The organism is Novosphingobium sp. BL-S-34, assembly GCF_056857015.1.
Genome location: NZ_CM166472.1, coordinates 887,872 through 903,069 on the forward strand (window position 1 = coordinate 887,872; position 15,198 = coordinate 903,069).

Below are 15,198 nucleotides of genomic sequence, written 5' to 3' on the forward strand. Positions count from 1 at the left end.
CGCCAATGGCCCTGACGCAAGACAGCACTTATCGCTCGGAACGGATCTGGACGCCGCGCGCGCCGCTCGATCCCGGCCTGCGCCGCCGCTTCCATGGCCCCATCCAGCCGATGGACCAGCCCACTTTCCTCGAACGCCTGTTCGGGCATCGCTGACCCCGGACCACCCTCCAAACGCATTTGAGATCGGCACCGACCGCCTGTAGGCTAGGCGCCATGTCCGTAGTGCCTCCAGCGTCCATCCTTTTCGTCTGCCTCGGCAATATCTGCCGCTCCCCAGTTGCCGAAGCGGCGCTTCGCGAGGCGGCGGACGAAGCGGGACTGGACCTCGATATCGACTCTGCCGGGACCGGCGCCTGGCATATCGGCAAAGGCCCCGACCCGCGCTCCTGCGCCGAGGCGCTCCGCCACGGCATCGATATCTCATCCTATCGCGCCAGGCAGGTCAAAGCCGACGACTTCCGCAGATTCGACCGCATCGTCGCGCTGGACGCCAGCAATCTCGCGAATTTGAGGCGCATCGCCCCTGCCGGCCATTCCGCCCGCCTTTCGCTCCTCCTGGACCATGTGCCCGGACTGGAAGGGCAGGACGTGGAAGATCCCTATTATGGCGGCCCCGAAGGCTTCGAGACGACCTGGCGTCAGGTGCGCGAGGCGGCCCGCAATCTCGTGGCGGAAATCGCCGGATCGGGCCGCTGACCCCGGCGTACGGATAGCTCTGGAGCGATCCACCGATGGGCGCCCCTGCCGGACGGGCCCAACCGGTTTGCTTTTACCCCTGCTTCCATTATATGCCCGCTCGAACGCCCCGGCCCGCGGTCGCCCGACGTCCTACAAGCCGGGGTTTGCTCTTTATACAGTTTCAAGGACGAACACGCATGTCCCGTCGCCGCCAGATCTACGAGGGCAAGGCCAAGATCCTCTACGAAGGCCCTGAACCCGGCACCCTGATTCAGTATTTCAAGGACGATGCCACTGCGTTCAACGCGCAGAAAAAGGGCACGATCCAGGGCAAGGGCGTGATCAACAACCGCATCAGCGAGTACGTGTTCACGCGCCTGAATCACATTGGCGTGCCCAACCACTTCATCCGCCGCCTCAACATGCGCGAGCAGCTCGTCCGCCAGGTCGAGATCATCCCGATCGAGGTCGTGGTGCGCAATGTGGCGGCCGGTTCGATCTCGAAGCGCCTGGGCATTCCTGAGGGCGAGCCCCTGCCGCACACGCTGATCGAATATTACTACAAGGACGATGCGCTGGGCGATCCGATGATCGCCGAAGAGCACATCGCCTGCTTCGGCTGGGCCACCAACGAAGAGATGCAGGACATCTCGGCGATGGCGATCCGCGTGAACGACTTCATGTGCGGCATGTTCGCGGCGATCAACATTCGCCTCGTGGACTTCAAGCTCGAATTCGGCCGCATCTGGGACGGCGACTACAGCCGCGTGATCCTGGCGGACGAGATCAGCCCTGACGGCTGCCGCCTGTGGGACATGTTCACCGGCGAAAAGCTGGACAAGGACCGCTTCCGCCGCGACCTCGGCGGTGAAGAAGAGGCCTACCAGGAAGTCGCGCGCCGCCTCGGCCTGCTGCAGGACGACAACGGCCCGAGCGAAGTGCTCGACCTGTCGAAGCACCGCAAGCTGCGCGGCAAGTAAGTCTCGCAGGACCTTGAAAAGAGCCCGGCCGCCACGAGGCGCGCCGGGCTCTTTTCGTTTGCCCGTTGTCCGCCTCGCCAGGATAGCGGAAGGCCGCAGCCTCTTGTTATCAGCGACTTGGTGAGGCACTCCCGCGCGATGCGGAAGATTCTCCTCACCGCCCTGCTCTTTGCCGCGCCGCTCGGCGCATCGGCCCGAGAGGCCGTGCCGCGCGCCGAGAGAGCCGGCACCAACGACACCAGCTGGGCCTTCGAAAAGAGCGACATCCCGCTCGATTCCGAGTTCCGCTTCGGGCGCCTCGCCAACGGCATGCGCTATATCGTGCGGCGCAATGCCACCCCCGTCGGAACCGCCGTGGTGCGGATGGAAGTCGCCGCCGGCTCGCTCGACGAGCATGACGACGAACAGGGCTTCGCGCATTTCGTGGAGCACATGGCCTTCAACGGCAGCAAGCGCGTGCCCGAAGGTCAGATGATCCCTCTTCTCGAACGCGACGGCCTGGCTTTCGGCGCGGACACCAATGCCTCCACCAGCTTCGAACGCACCGTCTACAAGCTGGACCTGCCGCGCAGCGACGCCGCCCTTCTCGACACGGCGCTCATGCTCATGCGCGAGACCGCGGGCGAGCTGACGATCTCGCAAGCCGCGATCGACCGCGAGCGCGGCGTGATCCTTTCGGAAATGCGCGATCGCAACACCTTCGCCTTGCGCAACACCATCGATTCGACGCGCTTCTTCTACCCCCGCGCGCTCTATTCCAGCCGCTTCCCCATCGGCACCGTCGCCACGCTCAATGCCGCCAACGCACAGAACCTGCGCGCGTTCTATGCGCGCGAATATGTTCCAGGCCATGTCATCCTGGTCATCGTCGGAGACTTCGATCCGGCAGCGGTCGAGGCCGGGATCGTGCGCCACTTCGGAGACTGGCAGGGTCCGCAGGCCGAGCTGCAGCCCGATGCCGGGCCGGTGGATGCCAAGGATCGCAAGCGCACCGGCATCTGGGTCGATCCCGCACTGTCGGAACGGCTGACCATCCAGCGCAACGGCGCCTGGCTGGACGAGCCCGACACGATCGCCCAGCGGCAGGAGAACCTGCTGCGCTCGATCGGCTACGCCATCGTCAACCGCCGCCTGCAGCGCCTTTCGCGCAGTGCCCAGCCCCCATTCCGCGGCGCCGGCTTCGGCACGGGAGACGTTTTCGAAACCGCTCGCTCCACCCGCCTCATCATCGACAGCGTGGACGGCAAATGGGCGGACGGCGTGGCCGCCGTCGCCCGCGAGTATCGCCGCGCCCTGGCGCACGGTTTCAGCGCCGCCGAAGTCTCCGAACAGCTCGCCCAATTGCGCAGTTCGCTCGTCGATGCGGCCGGTTCGGCGAATACCCGCAGCAATGCGGTGCTGGCGGCTATCGCGCTGGCGCTCGTCGACGATCGGCTGGTGCCCTCCACGCCGGCCTCCGGGCTCGAACGCTTCGAGGCTTTTGCGCCCCGGATCACGCCCAAGGCCGTGCTGGCCGCTGTCCGGCGCGAGGCGCTGGCGCTCGACAAGCCCCTGATCCGCTTCGAGGGCCGCAAGGCGCCGGACGGCGGCGAACCAGCCCTGCGCAGCGCCTGGCAGCAAGCCATGCGCGGCCCCGTGCCTCGCGAAAACGCGGCCGCAGCCGCGAACTTCGGCTATACCGCCTTCGGCACGCCCGGCGCGGTCGTCAGCGATACCCGCGATCCCCTGCTGGGCATTCGCGAGCTGCGTTTTTCCAACGGCGTCATGCTCAATCTCAAGCAGACCGAACTGGAAAAGGATCGCGTGCGCGTCAGCCTCTCCATCGACGGTGGCGACATGCTGGAGACGCGGGACGACCCCCTGGCCACGGATATGGTGGGCTGGCTCGAAAAGGGCGGCCTCGGCAAGCACAGCCGCGACGATCTGGACAGCATCATGGCGGGCCATACGCTGGGCTTCGGCCTGTCGAGCAGCACGGCCAGTTTCGACGCACAGACGGTCACCACCCCGCGCGACCTGGAACTGCAACTTCAGCTGCTCACCGCCCTGGTCACCGATCCCGGATACCGCGCAGAGGGTGAAGTGCAGTACCGCCAGCAGGTGAACAACACTTTCGCCCGGCTTCGCGCCACGCCGTCCTCGGCGATGAGCGCGGATCTTGGCCGCATCGTTTCCGACAACGACCCGCGCTTCAGCCTCCAGCCGGTCGAGACCTATCGGCGGCTGACTTATGCCCGGCTGCAGAAGAGCATTTCGGATCGCCTTGCCCATGGCGCCGTGGAAGTGGGCCTCGTCGGCGATTTCGACGAGGACAAGGCCATCGCCTTCGTGGCCGGGACGCTGGGCGCTCTCCCGCCGCGTGAAGCGGCGTTCCGGGCTTATGACGAACAGCCGCAGCGCACCTTCACGGCAGACCGCAGCGCCCGGGTGGTTCGCCACACCGGCCCTGCCGATCAGGCCCTGTTGCGGCTGACCTGGCCCACGCGCGACGATTCGGACCCGCTCGACACGCTCAGGCTGGAAATGCTCGAGCGTGTCGTCCGCATCGAGCTGACCGACAGTCTGCGCGAAGCCCTGGGCAAGGCCTATTCACCCTCGGCCGGCAGCTCGCTGTCGCATTACTGGAAGGGTTACGGCACGTTCGCCATCGCCGCCTCGATCGACGTTGCCGACGTTCCCGCCAGCCGCGAGGCGATCCGCAAGGTCCTGCTCGATCTCCGCGCCGCGCCCGTCAGCGACGACGTGCTGCAGCGCGCCCGCGCCCCCCTGCTCGAAGCCTACCAGAACGCACTGAAAGGCAACGCGACCTGGCTCTCGCTGGTCGACCGCGCGCAGAGCCAGCCCGACCGCATCGCCCGCTTCACCCAGGCCCGCGAGCGGCTGATCAGGATCACGGCCGGAGACCTCCAGACGATGGCACAGCGCTATCTCGATCCGAACGAGGGCCTGGAGGTCCTGGCCTTGCCCGAGGGCGCCGAATCGCCCAGGCCTTGAGGGATCGGGCTTTAAGCGCCCGCCCGAACTGCAAGGCCAGTGCAGCCCCCCTCTAGCGCGCGTGGTTGGGGCGGGTGGGCCGGCCGGTGCGCTCCGCCCATTCGGCGATGAGGTCGTCGTAGAGGCTTTGGTCGATCAGGTCGTATTTTTCCGGGAAGTTGGTGAAAGCGTTCATCGCGCTTTTCACCGCGCCGGTTTCCATCAGCTCGCGGGCCATGGCAAGATGGCCCACCGCAGCCGAGACCCAGCCCCAGGCGGTGGAGAGGGTGAAGGCCGTGTCAGGCAGGTTGAAGCCCAGCGTGCAGACCGGGATGGTCATGTGCGGGATCACTTCGGCCTGCTGCTCGGGCGGTGCGCTGGCGAAGACGATGGCATCGGCGCCGGCCTCGGCATAAGCGTGGCCGCGGCGGATGGCTTCCTCGACCGATCCGCCCCCGCCGCCGCCATTGGCGCTGGTATAGAGTTCGTCGCAGCGCGCGATGATGACCAGACCGGAATCACCCCGTCCCTTCACCCCGGCCTCGATTCGCAGCTGCATGTCCTCGACCGAACAGAGACCGTTCACATGCTTGGAATGCTTGGGATTGACCTCGTCCTCGACATGGTAGCCCGCGATCCCGGCCGCGGCGTAACGGCGCGTGAAATGATAGGCGTCGGCCACCGTCTCGCCCAGGGTATCCGCGTCGACGATGAGCGGGATGTCGATGGCCTGCGCGATCCGGGCGGACTGCTCGATCATCTCGACCTGGCTGAACACGCCGTTGTCCGGCACCGCATAATGAAACGCCGAGCAGGCATGGCCGCCAAGATAGGCCGCCTTGAAGCCGACATGCTCGACGATGCGCCCGGTCAGGGCCGAATAGGCCTCGGCCGCGACGAAGTGCTCACCGTTCTCGATCAGCGCGCGCAGTTTCTCACCCGGCGTCGGCATCGCGTTTCTCTCCCGCTCTTGTCGAGCGAGGGCTCGCACGATTGCCGGGAGCGGACAAGCCGCCCGGTATGCCCAGGGCCGCCGGCGCCCCGCTTATCGGCGGGGCGTTGCGATCACACCGCTTCCGCGGCCGCGCCGATGCGTTCGAGCGTGGGGATCAGTTCGTCGAAGTGGTCGATCACGGCGGCCGCGCCAAGCTCCTGCGCCGGGCGATCGTTGAAGCCGAAGCTCACTGCCACGCAGGGAATGCCCGCAGCGGCCGCCGCGCCGGTATCGTATGTGGTATCGCCGACGAAGGCCGCGCGGATGGGCCTGTCGGCGCTGCCGGCCCGCTCCAGCATGAGTTCGATCAGATCCGGTTTCGGCTTGGCCCGGCCGGGGCCGAGCGTATCGCCGCCGATCACCGTGAAGAAATGATGCGAAAGGCCCAGCTCCGCGAATATCTTCACGGCCAGGTGCTCCAGCTTGTTGGTCACCACCGCGATCCTGACGCCGCGCGCCGCCAGCCCCTGGAGCATGGCCTCTCCGCCCGGATAGAGCCGGGTCTGCACGGCGACATGGTCGCTGTAGAAATCGATCAGCGCCTGGTGCAGCGCGCTTAGCCGCGCGTCCGAAACCGGACCGCCGGTGACTTCCAGCCCCCGGGCCAGCATCTTCTTGGCGCCGCCGCCCACAAGGTCGCGCACGGCATCGAAGGGAATCGCCGGGCGCCCCTCCAGAGACAAGGCATGGTTGAGGGCTACGGCCAGATCGCCGAGCGAATCCAGCAGGGTTCCGTCCAGATCGAAACCGACGATATCGAAAGGGAAGTCCGTCATTCCCCGATCAGTGGCTTGTCGCTGTGGAAACCGCAACAATTTGCTGGCAAGTGATGCACATGGTCGAACATTCAACGCCCCTCGCTATCGTCGTTCTCGCTGCCGGCAAGGGCACTCGCATGAAGAGTGACTTGCACAAGGTTCTCCATCCCATAGCCGCGCGGCCGATGCTGGAACACCTGCTCGAAAGTGCAGCAGCGCTGGCGCCAGAGCGGCAGGTGGTGGTGGCCGGGCACGGCCGCGAACAGCTGGAAAAGGCCCTTGGCGGCCGCGCGGCGATTGCCGTTCAGGAACCCCAGCTCGGCACCGGACATGCGGTGCAGCAGGCCGAAACGGCGCTTTCGGGATTCGCGGGCGACGTGCTGATTCTCTACGGCGACGTGCCTTTCGTCAGCACCGCAACGATGCGCGCGATGATCGACCGGCTCCATGCCGACGATTCGCCGGCCGTCGTCGTGCTCGGGTTCGAGCCGGACGAGCCGCTGCAATATGGCCGCGTGCTCGCCCATGACGACGGGCGCATCGCGATGATGGTGGAATACAAGGACGCCACCGAAGAGCAGCGCGCCTGCCGCCTCTGCAATTCCGGGCTGATGGCAGTGAAGTCGGCAGACCTGTTCGACCTGCTCGCCCGTGTCGGCAACGACAATGCCCAGGGCGAATATTACCTGGTCGACATCGTCAATGTGGCGACGCTCGAAGGACGGGCCTGCGCGGTGATCGTCACGCCGGATCCCGATGAAGTGGGCGGCATCAACAGCCGCGGCGAACTGGCCGAGGCCGAAGCCCGCTGGCAGGCCCGGCGCCGCATCGCCGCCATGGCGGACGGCGTGACCCTGATCGCACCCGAAACGGTGTTCTTCGCCTGGGACACCGTGCTCGGCCGCGATGTCACCATCGAGCCCAACGTGGTCTTTGCCCCCGGCGTGACCGTGGCGGACAATGTCGTCATCCACGCCTTTTCGCACCTCGAAGGCGCGACCCTCGAAAGCGGTGTCGCCATCGGTCCCTACGCCAGGCTGCGCCCCGGCGCGGTGCTGCGCAAGGGCGCCAAGGTCGGCAACTTCGTCGAAGTGAAGAACGCCGAACTGGGCGAAGGCGCCAAGGCCAACCACCTGACTTACGTGGGCGATGCCACGATCGGCGCCAAGGCCAACCTCGGCGCAGGCACCATCACCTGCAATTACGACGGCTACTTCAAGCACCGGACCGTCATCGGCGAGCGCGCCTTCATCGGCTCGAACAGCGCCCTCGTCGCCCCGGTCAAGATCGGTGCCGACGCCATCGTCGCGGCCGGCAGCACGGTCACCCGCGACGTCGCTGACGGCGAGCTGCGGCTGGTGCGCGGCGAACAACTGGTCAAGCCCGGCTGGGCCGACCGTTTCCACGATGCGATGAAGAAGAAAAAAGCCGAAAAGTCGGCAGGCTGATGCGAAAACGGGCGGTCATGGACCGCCCGTCGTCATGTCTGCGAGGAAACCGGCCGATCAGGCGCCGATGGCCTGCTTCTGGGCGATGAAGTCCAGTTCGCTCTTGGCGCCGGCGTTGCTCGGATCGTAATCGAGCGACTGGCGGAACAGCTTGGCGGCATCGTCCAACTGGCCCATCTCGATCTTGTTGTAGCCCATCCCGCGCAGCGCGCGCGCCGCCACCGATGCGTCAGTACCCTTGGCGTCCTTGTCCACCAGCGCCCAGGCATGGGAGAACAGATCGTAAGAGCGCTGCCATTCACGGCGGGACTTGAACAGTTCCGCATATTCGTTGGCGAAATGCGCATTGTCCGGCGCCAGCTCCGTGGCGCGCCGCAGCTCGCCCTCGGCAAGGTCGCCCCGGCCGAGATCGACGAGCGCGAAGCCCTTGCCAAAGTGCGCATCGCAGACGGCGCTGCTCACCGCGACCGCCTTGCCCGCGGCCACCGGCGCATCCGCAGCCTGGGACTGGCAGAGCCGCGGGCGGGCATCGCCGCTCAGCGCCTGCTCGCTGGCCAGGATCACCGAATCGAACATCTTTACCGCCTGCGCGGGCTTGCCGGCACGGATCAGGGCAAAGCCCTTGCTGACGCCGTTCTGGCTCTCGACATGAAGCGCCGTGTTCACCACCGCGGCACTGCCGCCGATGTCACGCGCGAAAGCAGCTCCGGAACCGGCCGTAGCGACCATCCCGACAACAGCACCGGCCAGACCGATAGAAGTAAATGAAACCGACTTCTTGATGAAGTTCATCGGCCGATCCTCTCCAGGAACATCCTCTCCAGGAACACCGATCGTATGCCGGTCTTTGCCGGTCGATTGTCGTCGGAACAGTGTTCGTCGAAGCCTGCAGACTATCCGACGGACGCGGTTTGACAAGAACTTTCACGAAACCCAGATATCAGGCACCGAATCTTTCCCGCCTACGGAGTATCCATGTCCAACAACCCCTGGAGCCACAGCCGAAATTCCGCGATCGCGGACGATGTCGATTTCGAGATCAAGGGCCACGAGCTGCAGTTCGTGGAGATCGAGCTCGATCCCGGCGAAAGCGCGGTTGCGGAGGCAGGAGCGATGGTGTGGAAGGATTCGTCGATCGCCATGTCTACCGTGTTCGGAGACGGCTCCGAGCAGCAGGGCGGCGGTTTCATGGGCAAGCTGCTCGGCGCGGGCAAGCGGCTGGTCACGGGCGAGAGCCTGTTCACCACCGTCTTCACCCATGAGGGCCGCGGCAAGGCCCGCGTGGCCTTCGCCGCGCCGATCCCCGGCTCGATCCTGCCGATCAAGCTGGATGACGTGGACGGCCGCCTGATCTGCCAGAAGGACGCCTTCCTTTGCGCCGCGCGCGGGGTCTCGATCGGGGTGCACTTCCAGCAGAAGATCATGACCGGCCTGTTCGGCGGCGAAGGCTTCATCATGCAGCGCCTCGAAGGCGATGGCTGGGTCTTCGTGCAGATGGGCGGCACCGTGATCGAACGCACCCTGGCCGCGGGCGAGGAACTTCACATCGATACCGGCTGCGTTGCCGCTTTCACCGCGGGCATCGACTTCGACGTGATCCGGGCCGGTTCGGTCAAGTCGATGATCTTCGGCGGCGAGGGCGTGTTCTTCGCGCGGCTGCGCGGGCCCGGGCGCGTCTGGATCCAGTCCCTGCCCTTCTCGCGTCTGGCCGGGCGGATGATGGCTGCCGCCGTGCCTTACGGCGGGCAGAACCGCGGGGAGAGCACCATGCTCGGCCTCGGCGCCGTAGGCGGCCTTGCGGCGATGATCGGCGGGGACGATTGACCGCTTCGGATTACATCCGAAAACCCATCCGATTTGCACACATTACCAAGCCTTCATGGTGGCGCCACCAAACGCCAACCATTATCGGTGTAACGGCACGCCAGTTTCGGCTCGAACTAAGGTAACGCAAGCGCAATGTGTGGAATCATCGGCATCGTCGGCAAGGAAGAAGTCGCGGATCGACTGGTCGACGGTCTTCGGCGCATGGAATATCGCGGTTATGACAGCGCGGGCGTCTGCACGGTAGAGAACGGCCAGCTGATCCGCCGCCGCGCGCAGGGCAAGCTGGTCAATCTCGTGAACGAGCTTGCCCGCGATCCCGCACCGGGCCTGATCGGCATCGCCCACACCCGCTGGGCCACACACGGCGCGCCGACGGCCGCCAACGCGCACCCCCACGCCACCGAGCACCTGGCGCTGGTCCACAACGGCATCATCGAGAACTTCAAGCCGCTGCGCGAAGCCCTCGAATCGCGCGGCCGCACTTTCGAGAGCCAGACCGACACCGAAGTGGTAGCCCACCTCGTGTCCGAACAGGTCGAGGCCGGGCTTTCCCCGCAAGAGGCCGTGAAAGTCGTCCTCCCGCAGCTTCGCGGCGCCTTCGCGCTTGCGATCGCCTTCCGCCAGCACCCCGACCTGCTGATCGGCGCCCGCCTCGGCTCGCCGCTGGTCGTCGGCTACGGCGAAGGCGAGACCTACCTCGGTTCGGACGCCCTCGCCCTGGCCCCCCTCACCCAGCGCATCACGTATCTCGACGAGGGCGACTGGGTCGTCATCACCCGCGAAGGCGCGCAGATCTTCGATGCCGACAACAACCCGGTGGAGCGCGAGATCGTCTCCTCGGGTGCCTCGGCCGTCGCCATCGAGAAGGGCAATTACCGCCACTTCATGCAGAAGGAGATCTTCGAGCAGCCGACCGTGGTGGCGCAGACGCTGCGCAGCTACATCCACCAGGTGGACCAGTCGGTCGCACTGCCGCAGATCGATTTCGACCTTTCCGCGATCAAGCGCATCACCATCGTCGCCTGCGGCACCAGCTTCTATGCGGGCATGGTGGCGAAATACTGGATCGAAACCTTCGCCCGCCTGCCGGTCGACATCGATGTGGCCTCCGAATTCCGCTACCGCGACCCCGTGCTGGAGCCGGGCGGCCTGGCCCTGTTCATCTCGCAATCGGGCGAGACGGCGGACACGCTCGCCGCGCTCAAGCATTGCAAGGCGGCCGGGCAGACGATCGCCGTCGTCGTCAACGTGCCCACCAGCACGATGGCGCGCGAGGCCGACCTGCTGCTGCCGACTCACGCCGGGCCGGAAATCGGCGTGGCCTCCACCAAGGCCTTCTCGTGCCAGCTCGCCGTGCTGGCGGCGCTGGCCGCGCACCTCGCCGTCAAGCGCGGGCGCATGGACCGGGCCGAGGAGATGGACGTCGTCCACCACCTGCTGCAAACGCCTGCCAGCCTCAACGCCGCGCTTGCCTTCGACGAAGAGATCGCCGCCATGGCGCATCTGATCGCACCGGCGCGCGATGTGCTCTACCTCGGCCGGGGCCCCGACTATCCGCTGGCTCTGGAAGGCGCACTGAAGCTGAAGGAAATCAGCTACATCCACGCCGAAGGTTACGCCTCGGGCGAAATGAAGCACGGACCCATCGCCCTCATCGACGAAGCCGTGCCGGTGATCGTCCTCGCCCCCTCCGGCCCGCTGTTCGAGAAGACCGTCAGCAACATGCAGGAAGTGCGCGCGCGCGGCGGCAAGGTCGTGCTGATCTCGGACGCCGAAGGCATTGCCGAAGCCGGCGAAGGCTGCATTGCCACGATCGAGATGCCCCGCGTCCACCCGCTCATCGCCCCGCTGGTCTATGCGGTCCCGGTGCAGCTGCTGGCCTACCACGTCGCCTGCGTGAAGGGCACCGACGTCGACCAGCCGCGCAACCTCGCCAAGAGCGTGACCGTCGAATAGAGGCCGTTTCGGCTCGACCTTGCCGCAGGTCGAGCCGAAGCCCGGCGGCCATCATGGCGGCAGCGCGCATTTTCCCGGCTGCCGGCCATCTTGCACGACGCCTGAAAACAGCCTGATGGTTTACTCCGCGCTAACCTTCACCCGATAGGCTCTCCGCGTGAGAAAGCGGTCGCAACCCACTCAACCGCTCCCGAAGGAGCTGCCAGTCTCCGCTATCCTTGGGCTGACCCAGCCGGCGGAGGGGGATTGGGCGCGTCTGCGCGGCATTCAATATTCGTGCCTTTCCCGCGCGCCTGTCGCCCGATTCGTCACGCAGTTCGCCGCCATGCTGGCCGCCGCCGGACTGCTGGCGCCGCGCCTCGATCCCCGGCTGATCCTGGGCTGGGCCGTGCTCGTCTGCGCCGCGGCCTGGTACGGTGCCCGAATCGACAACGCCGTTTCCGCAGCCGAGGGACGGAACCTGCGGCCCGGCGAGGCCCGCGCCTATCTGGCGGCAACCATCGTCAAGGGCCTGGTCTGGTCGATCCCGGTCTGCGGCTTCGGGCCGTTCCTGGCTGCGGACGTGCAAGTGAAGCTCTGGACCGTCCTGGCGATGCTGATGACGGCTTTCGCAGTGCTGATCCCGGGCGTGCCGATGGGCACACTCGTCTTCACCGGGCTTGCCGGCGGTTCCGCCATCGCCTGTTTCCTCGCGCTCGGCCTCTACGACGTCGCGCTGGTCGCTTCCGCCTTCATCGCCGTGGTCGTGGCCGGCGCCATCCAGTCCGCCCGGCAGTTCCTTACCGGCAAAGTGGCCGAAGCGGGCATGGTCGAGCGGGACGAAGTGGTCTCGCTGCTGCTGCGCGAATTCGAGGAAGGCGAGGCCGACTGGCTCTGGCAGATCGACACCACCCGCCGGGTCCGCGCCGTCTCGCCGCGTTTCGCCTTCGCGCTCGGCAAGCAACCGCGCGAGATCGAAGGGTTGCCGTTCCTTCAGCTCATTGCCGGCGCGAACTGGGAAACCGGCGATTTCCCCGCAAGCCTTCACGATCTGGCCGAACGATTGAAGCGCCGCGAAAGCTTCTCCAACTTGCTCATTCGCGTCACCCTGTCAGGCAAGGCGCGCTGGTGGGAGCTGTCCGGAACGCCGAACGTGGACGAAACCGGCCAGTTCGACGGGTTCCACGGCGTCGGCTCCGATGTGACCGAAGCACGCGAGAACTCCGACAAGATCGCCTGGCTCGCGCGGTACGACCCGCTGACCGGCATGCCCAATCGCCTGATGCTGGGCGAAGCCCTCGGCGAAGCACTCTCCCACGCTTCGCAGTGGCGCATGCGCTGCGCGTTCCTGATGATCGACCTCGATCGCTTCAAGGCGATCAACGACACCCTGGGGCATCACGTCGGCGACCAGCTTCTGGCCCGCGTGGCGGAGCGCCTGAAGGAACAGATGACGGAACGCGAGGTCTGCGGCCGTCTGGGCGGTGACGAATTCGCCATCGTCATCCGCGATGCCACCGATCTCGACTACGTCAAGCGCGTGGCGCAGCGCGTGATCCAGAGCCTCTCGCAGCCCTACCAGGTCGATCACCATACGCTGTTCGTGGGCGCCTCGATCGGCTCGGCCATCGGCCCGCGCGACGGCGATGCAGTGGAAACGCTGATGCGCAATGCCGATCTCGCGCTCTACCGCTCGAAAGACGAAGGCGGCAACGCCCATTTCACTTACGAACCCGCGCTTCACACCCGCGCCGAGGAACGCCGAAAGCTGGAATCGTCCATGCGCTCGGCGCTGGAACGCAAGGAGTTCACGCTCAACTTCCAGCCCGTGGTGGATACCCAGAACGAAACCGTCGTCAGCTTCGAGGCCCTGCTGCGCTGGAACAGCAAGGAACACGGCGCGGTCAGCCCGGTGAAGTTCATCCCCCTGGCGGAGGATACCCGGCTGATCATCCCGATCGGCGAATGGGTGCTGCGCGAAGCCTGCCGGGAAGCGATGAACTGGCCGGACCATGTGCGCGTGGCCGCGAATGTCTCGGGCGAGCAACTGCTCGACCCGAATTTCGTGACCAGCGTCGTCTCCGCCCTCACCGAAAGCGGGCTTCCGGCCGCGCGCCTCGAACTGGAAGTGACCGAAAGCATCTTCCTGCGCGATGCCACCCTCGCCCGTTCCGCGCTCGAAAAGATCATGGCGCTGGGCTGCAAGGTGGCGCTCGACGATTTCGGCACCGGCTATTCCTCGCTCGGCTACCTGCGCAAGTTGCGGTTTTCGACCATCAAGATCGACCGCTCCTTCGTGCAGGGCGCCGCCACCGGCAATGCCGAAAGCCTGGCGATCATCCGCGCCGTGGTCGCCATGGCCGACAGCCTCGACATGTCGACGACCGCGGAAGGCGCTGAGACCGAAAAGGAAGTCGAGATGATCCGCAAGCTCGGCTGCCGCAAGATCCAGGGCTATTACTATGGACGGCCGATGTCCGCGAAGGACGCGGTCGCGCTGTTCCGCAACCGCGCCTTCTCGGCCGTGTGATCAGGCACGCATCGGCGATTCTCGACCCTAACCGTAGATCGGCAGGATCTGCGGCAAGTCGGACGTCGTGCGGATACCCGGCGGTGCAGCGCAGACGGCGGGAATGGCATTGACCGGCCGGTGCGCCGTCAACCCCGGCGTGTAGGCGGCATAGTCTTCCTCCGCGACCGGGAACGTGATGTCCACCTTCACCGGCGTGTCCCCCTCGGTGGTGATCCGCCATCCGGATTCGCGCAGGTCCCAATCATGCTCGATCTCGGTCGTCACATACCAGTTCGCGCGGAACCGCATGACCGGGCGGCCGCCGCTCTTGCAGGTGATCGTGGTGCGCATCGCGCCGACGGTGCCGGCCGGGACGGTGCCCGCCGCGATCGTCAGGTCCTTGAGGGTCGGCGAGAGTTCGCCCACCGCCTCGATCTCGTCCACCTTGAGGCCCACGGCATCGGCAATCTGCGACAGCGAGCTGCCGAAATCGCCCTTGAGATGCTCGGCCCGGCGCTGGTCGAATGGCGCCATCGGCGCTGCGAAACCCATGACCTGGAACAGCATCTCGGGCGAATTGCGGCTGGAGACGTCGGCATATTCGTCAATGGTCAGTAGCCCGTGCGTACGCTGGAGCGACAGGAGCGGGATCGCCAGGGCTTCCGTCACGAAGCCGGGGCTCGATCCGGTGCTGTAGATCGAGGTCTGGCCCGAGCGGCAGGCCTCCTCCACCCGTGCGCGAAGTGCAGGGTCCATCCGCGCGGGATTGTGGAAGTCGCCGCGCGTGGTGACCACGTTCTTGCCCGATGCGAGCAGCGTGCAGATCTCGTCCCAGTCGGTGCCCTGCCGCATATAGAGTACGCAGTCCGCATCGAGCGCCGCGAGTTCGTCCAGCGAATTGGTGGCCTTCACGCCCGTGGGCGGCAATCCGCAGAGTTCGCCTGCATCCTTGCCCACCTTTTCGGGCGAGCTGACCCAGAGCCCCACAAGGTCCATGCGGGGATGCTCGATCACCGTGCGCAAGGCGCGGCTGCCCACATTGCCCGTCGCCCACTGGATGACGCGCCAGTTTCGGCCTTCCATCGCTTCTC

12 protein-coding genes are annotated in these 15,198 nt (G+C 66.2%); 8 read left to right on the plus strand and 4 right to left on the minus strand.

Annotation, left to right across the window (positions count from 1 at the left end; all coding sequences use genetic code 11):
* Positions 1 to 5: 5 nt before the first annotated feature.
* The 4 genes from AC1VV3_RS04170 to AC1VV3_RS04185 all read left to right on the plus strand — a co-directional run bounded on the left by AC1VV3_RS04170 (position 6) and on the right by AC1VV3_RS04185 (position 4,654).
* Complete coding sequence (locus AC1VV3_RS04170) at positions 6 to 155, plus strand: hypothetical protein (RefSeq protein ID WP_021235825.1); 150 nt, start codon at positions 6 to 8, stop codon at positions 153 to 155.
* 60 nt (positions 156 to 215) lie between these two features.
* Positions 216 to 698, plus strand: a complete 483-nt coding sequence (locus tag AC1VV3_RS04175) for a low molecular weight protein-tyrosine-phosphatase (RefSeq protein ID WP_431566882.1) — start codon at positions 216 to 218, stop codon at positions 696 to 698.
* A gap of 179 nt (positions 699 to 877) precedes the next feature.
* Positions 878 to 1,660, plus strand: a complete 783-nt coding sequence (purC, locus tag AC1VV3_RS04180; RefSeq protein WP_132263291.1) for a phosphoribosylaminoimidazolesuccinocarboxamide synthase — start codon at positions 878 to 880, stop codon at positions 1,658 to 1,660.
* 138 nt (positions 1,661 to 1,798) lie between these two features.
* The gene (locus AC1VV3_RS04185) at positions 1,799 to 4,654 is read left to right on the plus strand and encodes a M16 family metallopeptidase (protein WP_431566883.1); all 2,856 of its coding nucleotides are present in this window, start codon (positions 1,799 to 1,801) and stop codon (positions 4,652 to 4,654) included.
* Between the two features lie 52 nt (positions 4,655 to 4,706).
* On the opposite strand, the gene AC1VV3_RS04190 is transcribed toward AC1VV3_RS04185, so the two are convergent.
* On the minus strand, positions 4,707 to 5,585 hold the full coding sequence (locus tag AC1VV3_RS04190) for an isocitrate lyase/PEP mutase family protein (RefSeq protein WP_134093102.1): 879 nt from the start codon (positions 5,583 to 5,585) through the stop codon (positions 4,707 to 4,709).
* A gap of 113 nt (positions 5,586 to 5,698) precedes the next feature.
* Positions 5,699 to 6,403 (minus strand): HAD hydrolase-like protein, encoded by a 705-nt coding sequence (locus AC1VV3_RS04195; protein WP_431566884.1) that lies wholly within the window; start codon positions 6,401 to 6,403, stop codon positions 5,699 to 5,701.
* Between the two features lie 59 nt (positions 6,404 to 6,462).
* On the opposite strand from AC1VV3_RS04195, the gene glmU reads away from it, so the two are divergent.
* On the plus strand, positions 6,463 to 7,833 hold the full coding sequence (gene glmU / locus AC1VV3_RS04200; RefSeq protein ID WP_134093104.1) for a bifunctional UDP-N-acetylglucosamine diphosphorylase/glucosamine-1-phosphate N-acetyltransferase GlmU: 1,371 nt from the start codon (positions 6,463 to 6,465) through the stop codon (positions 7,831 to 7,833).
* A 57-nt stretch (positions 7,834 to 7,890) separates the two neighbouring features.
* Here the strand turns inward: glmU and AC1VV3_RS04205 are convergent, their stop codons facing one another.
* Positions 7,891 to 8,625, minus strand: a complete 735-nt coding sequence (locus AC1VV3_RS04205; RefSeq protein WP_431566885.1) for a tetratricopeptide repeat protein — start codon at positions 8,623 to 8,625, stop codon at positions 7,891 to 7,893.
* A gap of 183 nt (positions 8,626 to 8,808) precedes the next feature.
* On the opposite strand from AC1VV3_RS04205, the gene AC1VV3_RS04210 reads away from it, so the two are divergent.
* From AC1VV3_RS04210 to AC1VV3_RS04220, 3 genes are all read left to right on the plus strand, one after another.
* On the plus strand, positions 8,809 to 9,657 hold the full coding sequence (locus AC1VV3_RS04210) for a TIGR00266 family protein (protein ID WP_134093105.1): 849 nt from the start codon (positions 8,809 to 8,811) through the stop codon (positions 9,655 to 9,657).
* Between the two features lie 135 nt (positions 9,658 to 9,792).
* A complete protein-coding gene (gene glmS, locus AC1VV3_RS04215) occupies positions 9,793 to 11,616 on the plus strand; it encodes a glutamine--fructose-6-phosphate transaminase (isomerizing) (RefSeq protein WP_314465733.1) in 1,824 nt (607 codons plus the stop codon).
* 325 nt (positions 11,617 to 11,941) lie between these two features.
* Positions 11,942 to 14,125 carry a putative bifunctional diguanylate cyclase/phosphodiesterase gene (locus tag AC1VV3_RS04220; protein WP_431566886.1) on the plus strand — a complete coding sequence of 728 codons (2,184 nt, stop codon included), beginning with the start codon at positions 11,942 to 11,944 and terminating at the stop codon, positions 14,123 to 14,125.
* Between the two features lie 27 nt (positions 14,126 to 14,152).
* Here the strand turns inward: AC1VV3_RS04220 and AC1VV3_RS04225 are convergent, their stop codons facing one another.
* A complete protein-coding gene (locus AC1VV3_RS04225; protein ID WP_431566887.1) occupies positions 14,153 to 15,190 on the minus strand; it encodes an NAD(P)H-dependent amine dehydrogenase family protein in 1,038 nt (345 codons plus the stop codon).
* Positions 15,191 to 15,198 lie beyond the last annotated feature (8 nt).

What these genes read in the sequence shown, in the direction of transcription:
- AC1VV3_RS04175 (WP_431566882.1), top strand. Translation starts at nt 216, where the DNA reads ATGTCCGTAGTGCCTCCAGCGTCCATCCTTTTCGTCTGCCTCGGCAAT.
- AC1VV3_RS04195 (WP_431566884.1), bottom strand. Translation starts at nt 6,403, where the DNA reads ATGACGGACTTCCCTTTCGATATCGTCGGTTTCGATCTGGACGGAACC.
- AC1VV3_RS04190 (WP_134093102.1), bottom strand. Translation starts at nt 5,585, where the DNA reads ATGCCGACGCCGGGTGAGAAACTGCGCGCGCTGATCGAGAACGGTGAG.
- AC1VV3_RS04170 (WP_021235825.1), top strand. Translation starts at nt 6, where the DNA reads ATGGCCCTGACGCAAGACAGCACTTATCGCTCGGAACGGATCTGGACG.
- AC1VV3_RS04185 (WP_431566883.1), top strand. Translation starts at nt 1,799, where the DNA reads ATGCGGAAGATTCTCCTCACCGCCCTGCTCTTTGCCGCGCCGCTCGGC.
- AC1VV3_RS04205 (WP_431566885.1), bottom strand. Translation starts at nt 8,625, where the DNA reads ATGAACTTCATCAAGAAGTCGGTTTCATTTACTTCTATCGGTCTGGCC.
- AC1VV3_RS04210 (WP_134093105.1), top strand. Translation starts at nt 8,809, where the DNA reads ATGTCCAACAACCCCTGGAGCCACAGCCGAAATTCCGCGATCGCGGAC.
- glmS (WP_314465733.1), top strand. Translation starts at nt 9,793, where the DNA reads ATGTGTGGAATCATCGGCATCGTCGGCAAGGAAGAAGTCGCGGATCGA.
- purC (WP_132263291.1), top strand. Translation starts at nt 878, where the DNA reads ATGTCCCGTCGCCGCCAGATCTACGAGGGCAAGGCCAAGATCCTCTAC.
- glmU (WP_134093104.1), top strand. Translation starts at nt 6,463, where the DNA reads ATGGTCGAACATTCAACGCCCCTCGCTATCGTCGTTCTCGCTGCCGGC.
- AC1VV3_RS04225 (WP_431566887.1), bottom strand. Translation starts at nt 15,190, where the DNA reads ATGGAAGGCCGAAACTGGCGCGTCATCCAGTGGGCGACGGGCAATGTG.
- AC1VV3_RS04220 (WP_431566886.1), top strand. Translation starts at nt 11,942, where the DNA reads ATGCTGGCCGCCGCCGGACTGCTGGCGCCGCGCCTCGATCCCCGGCTG.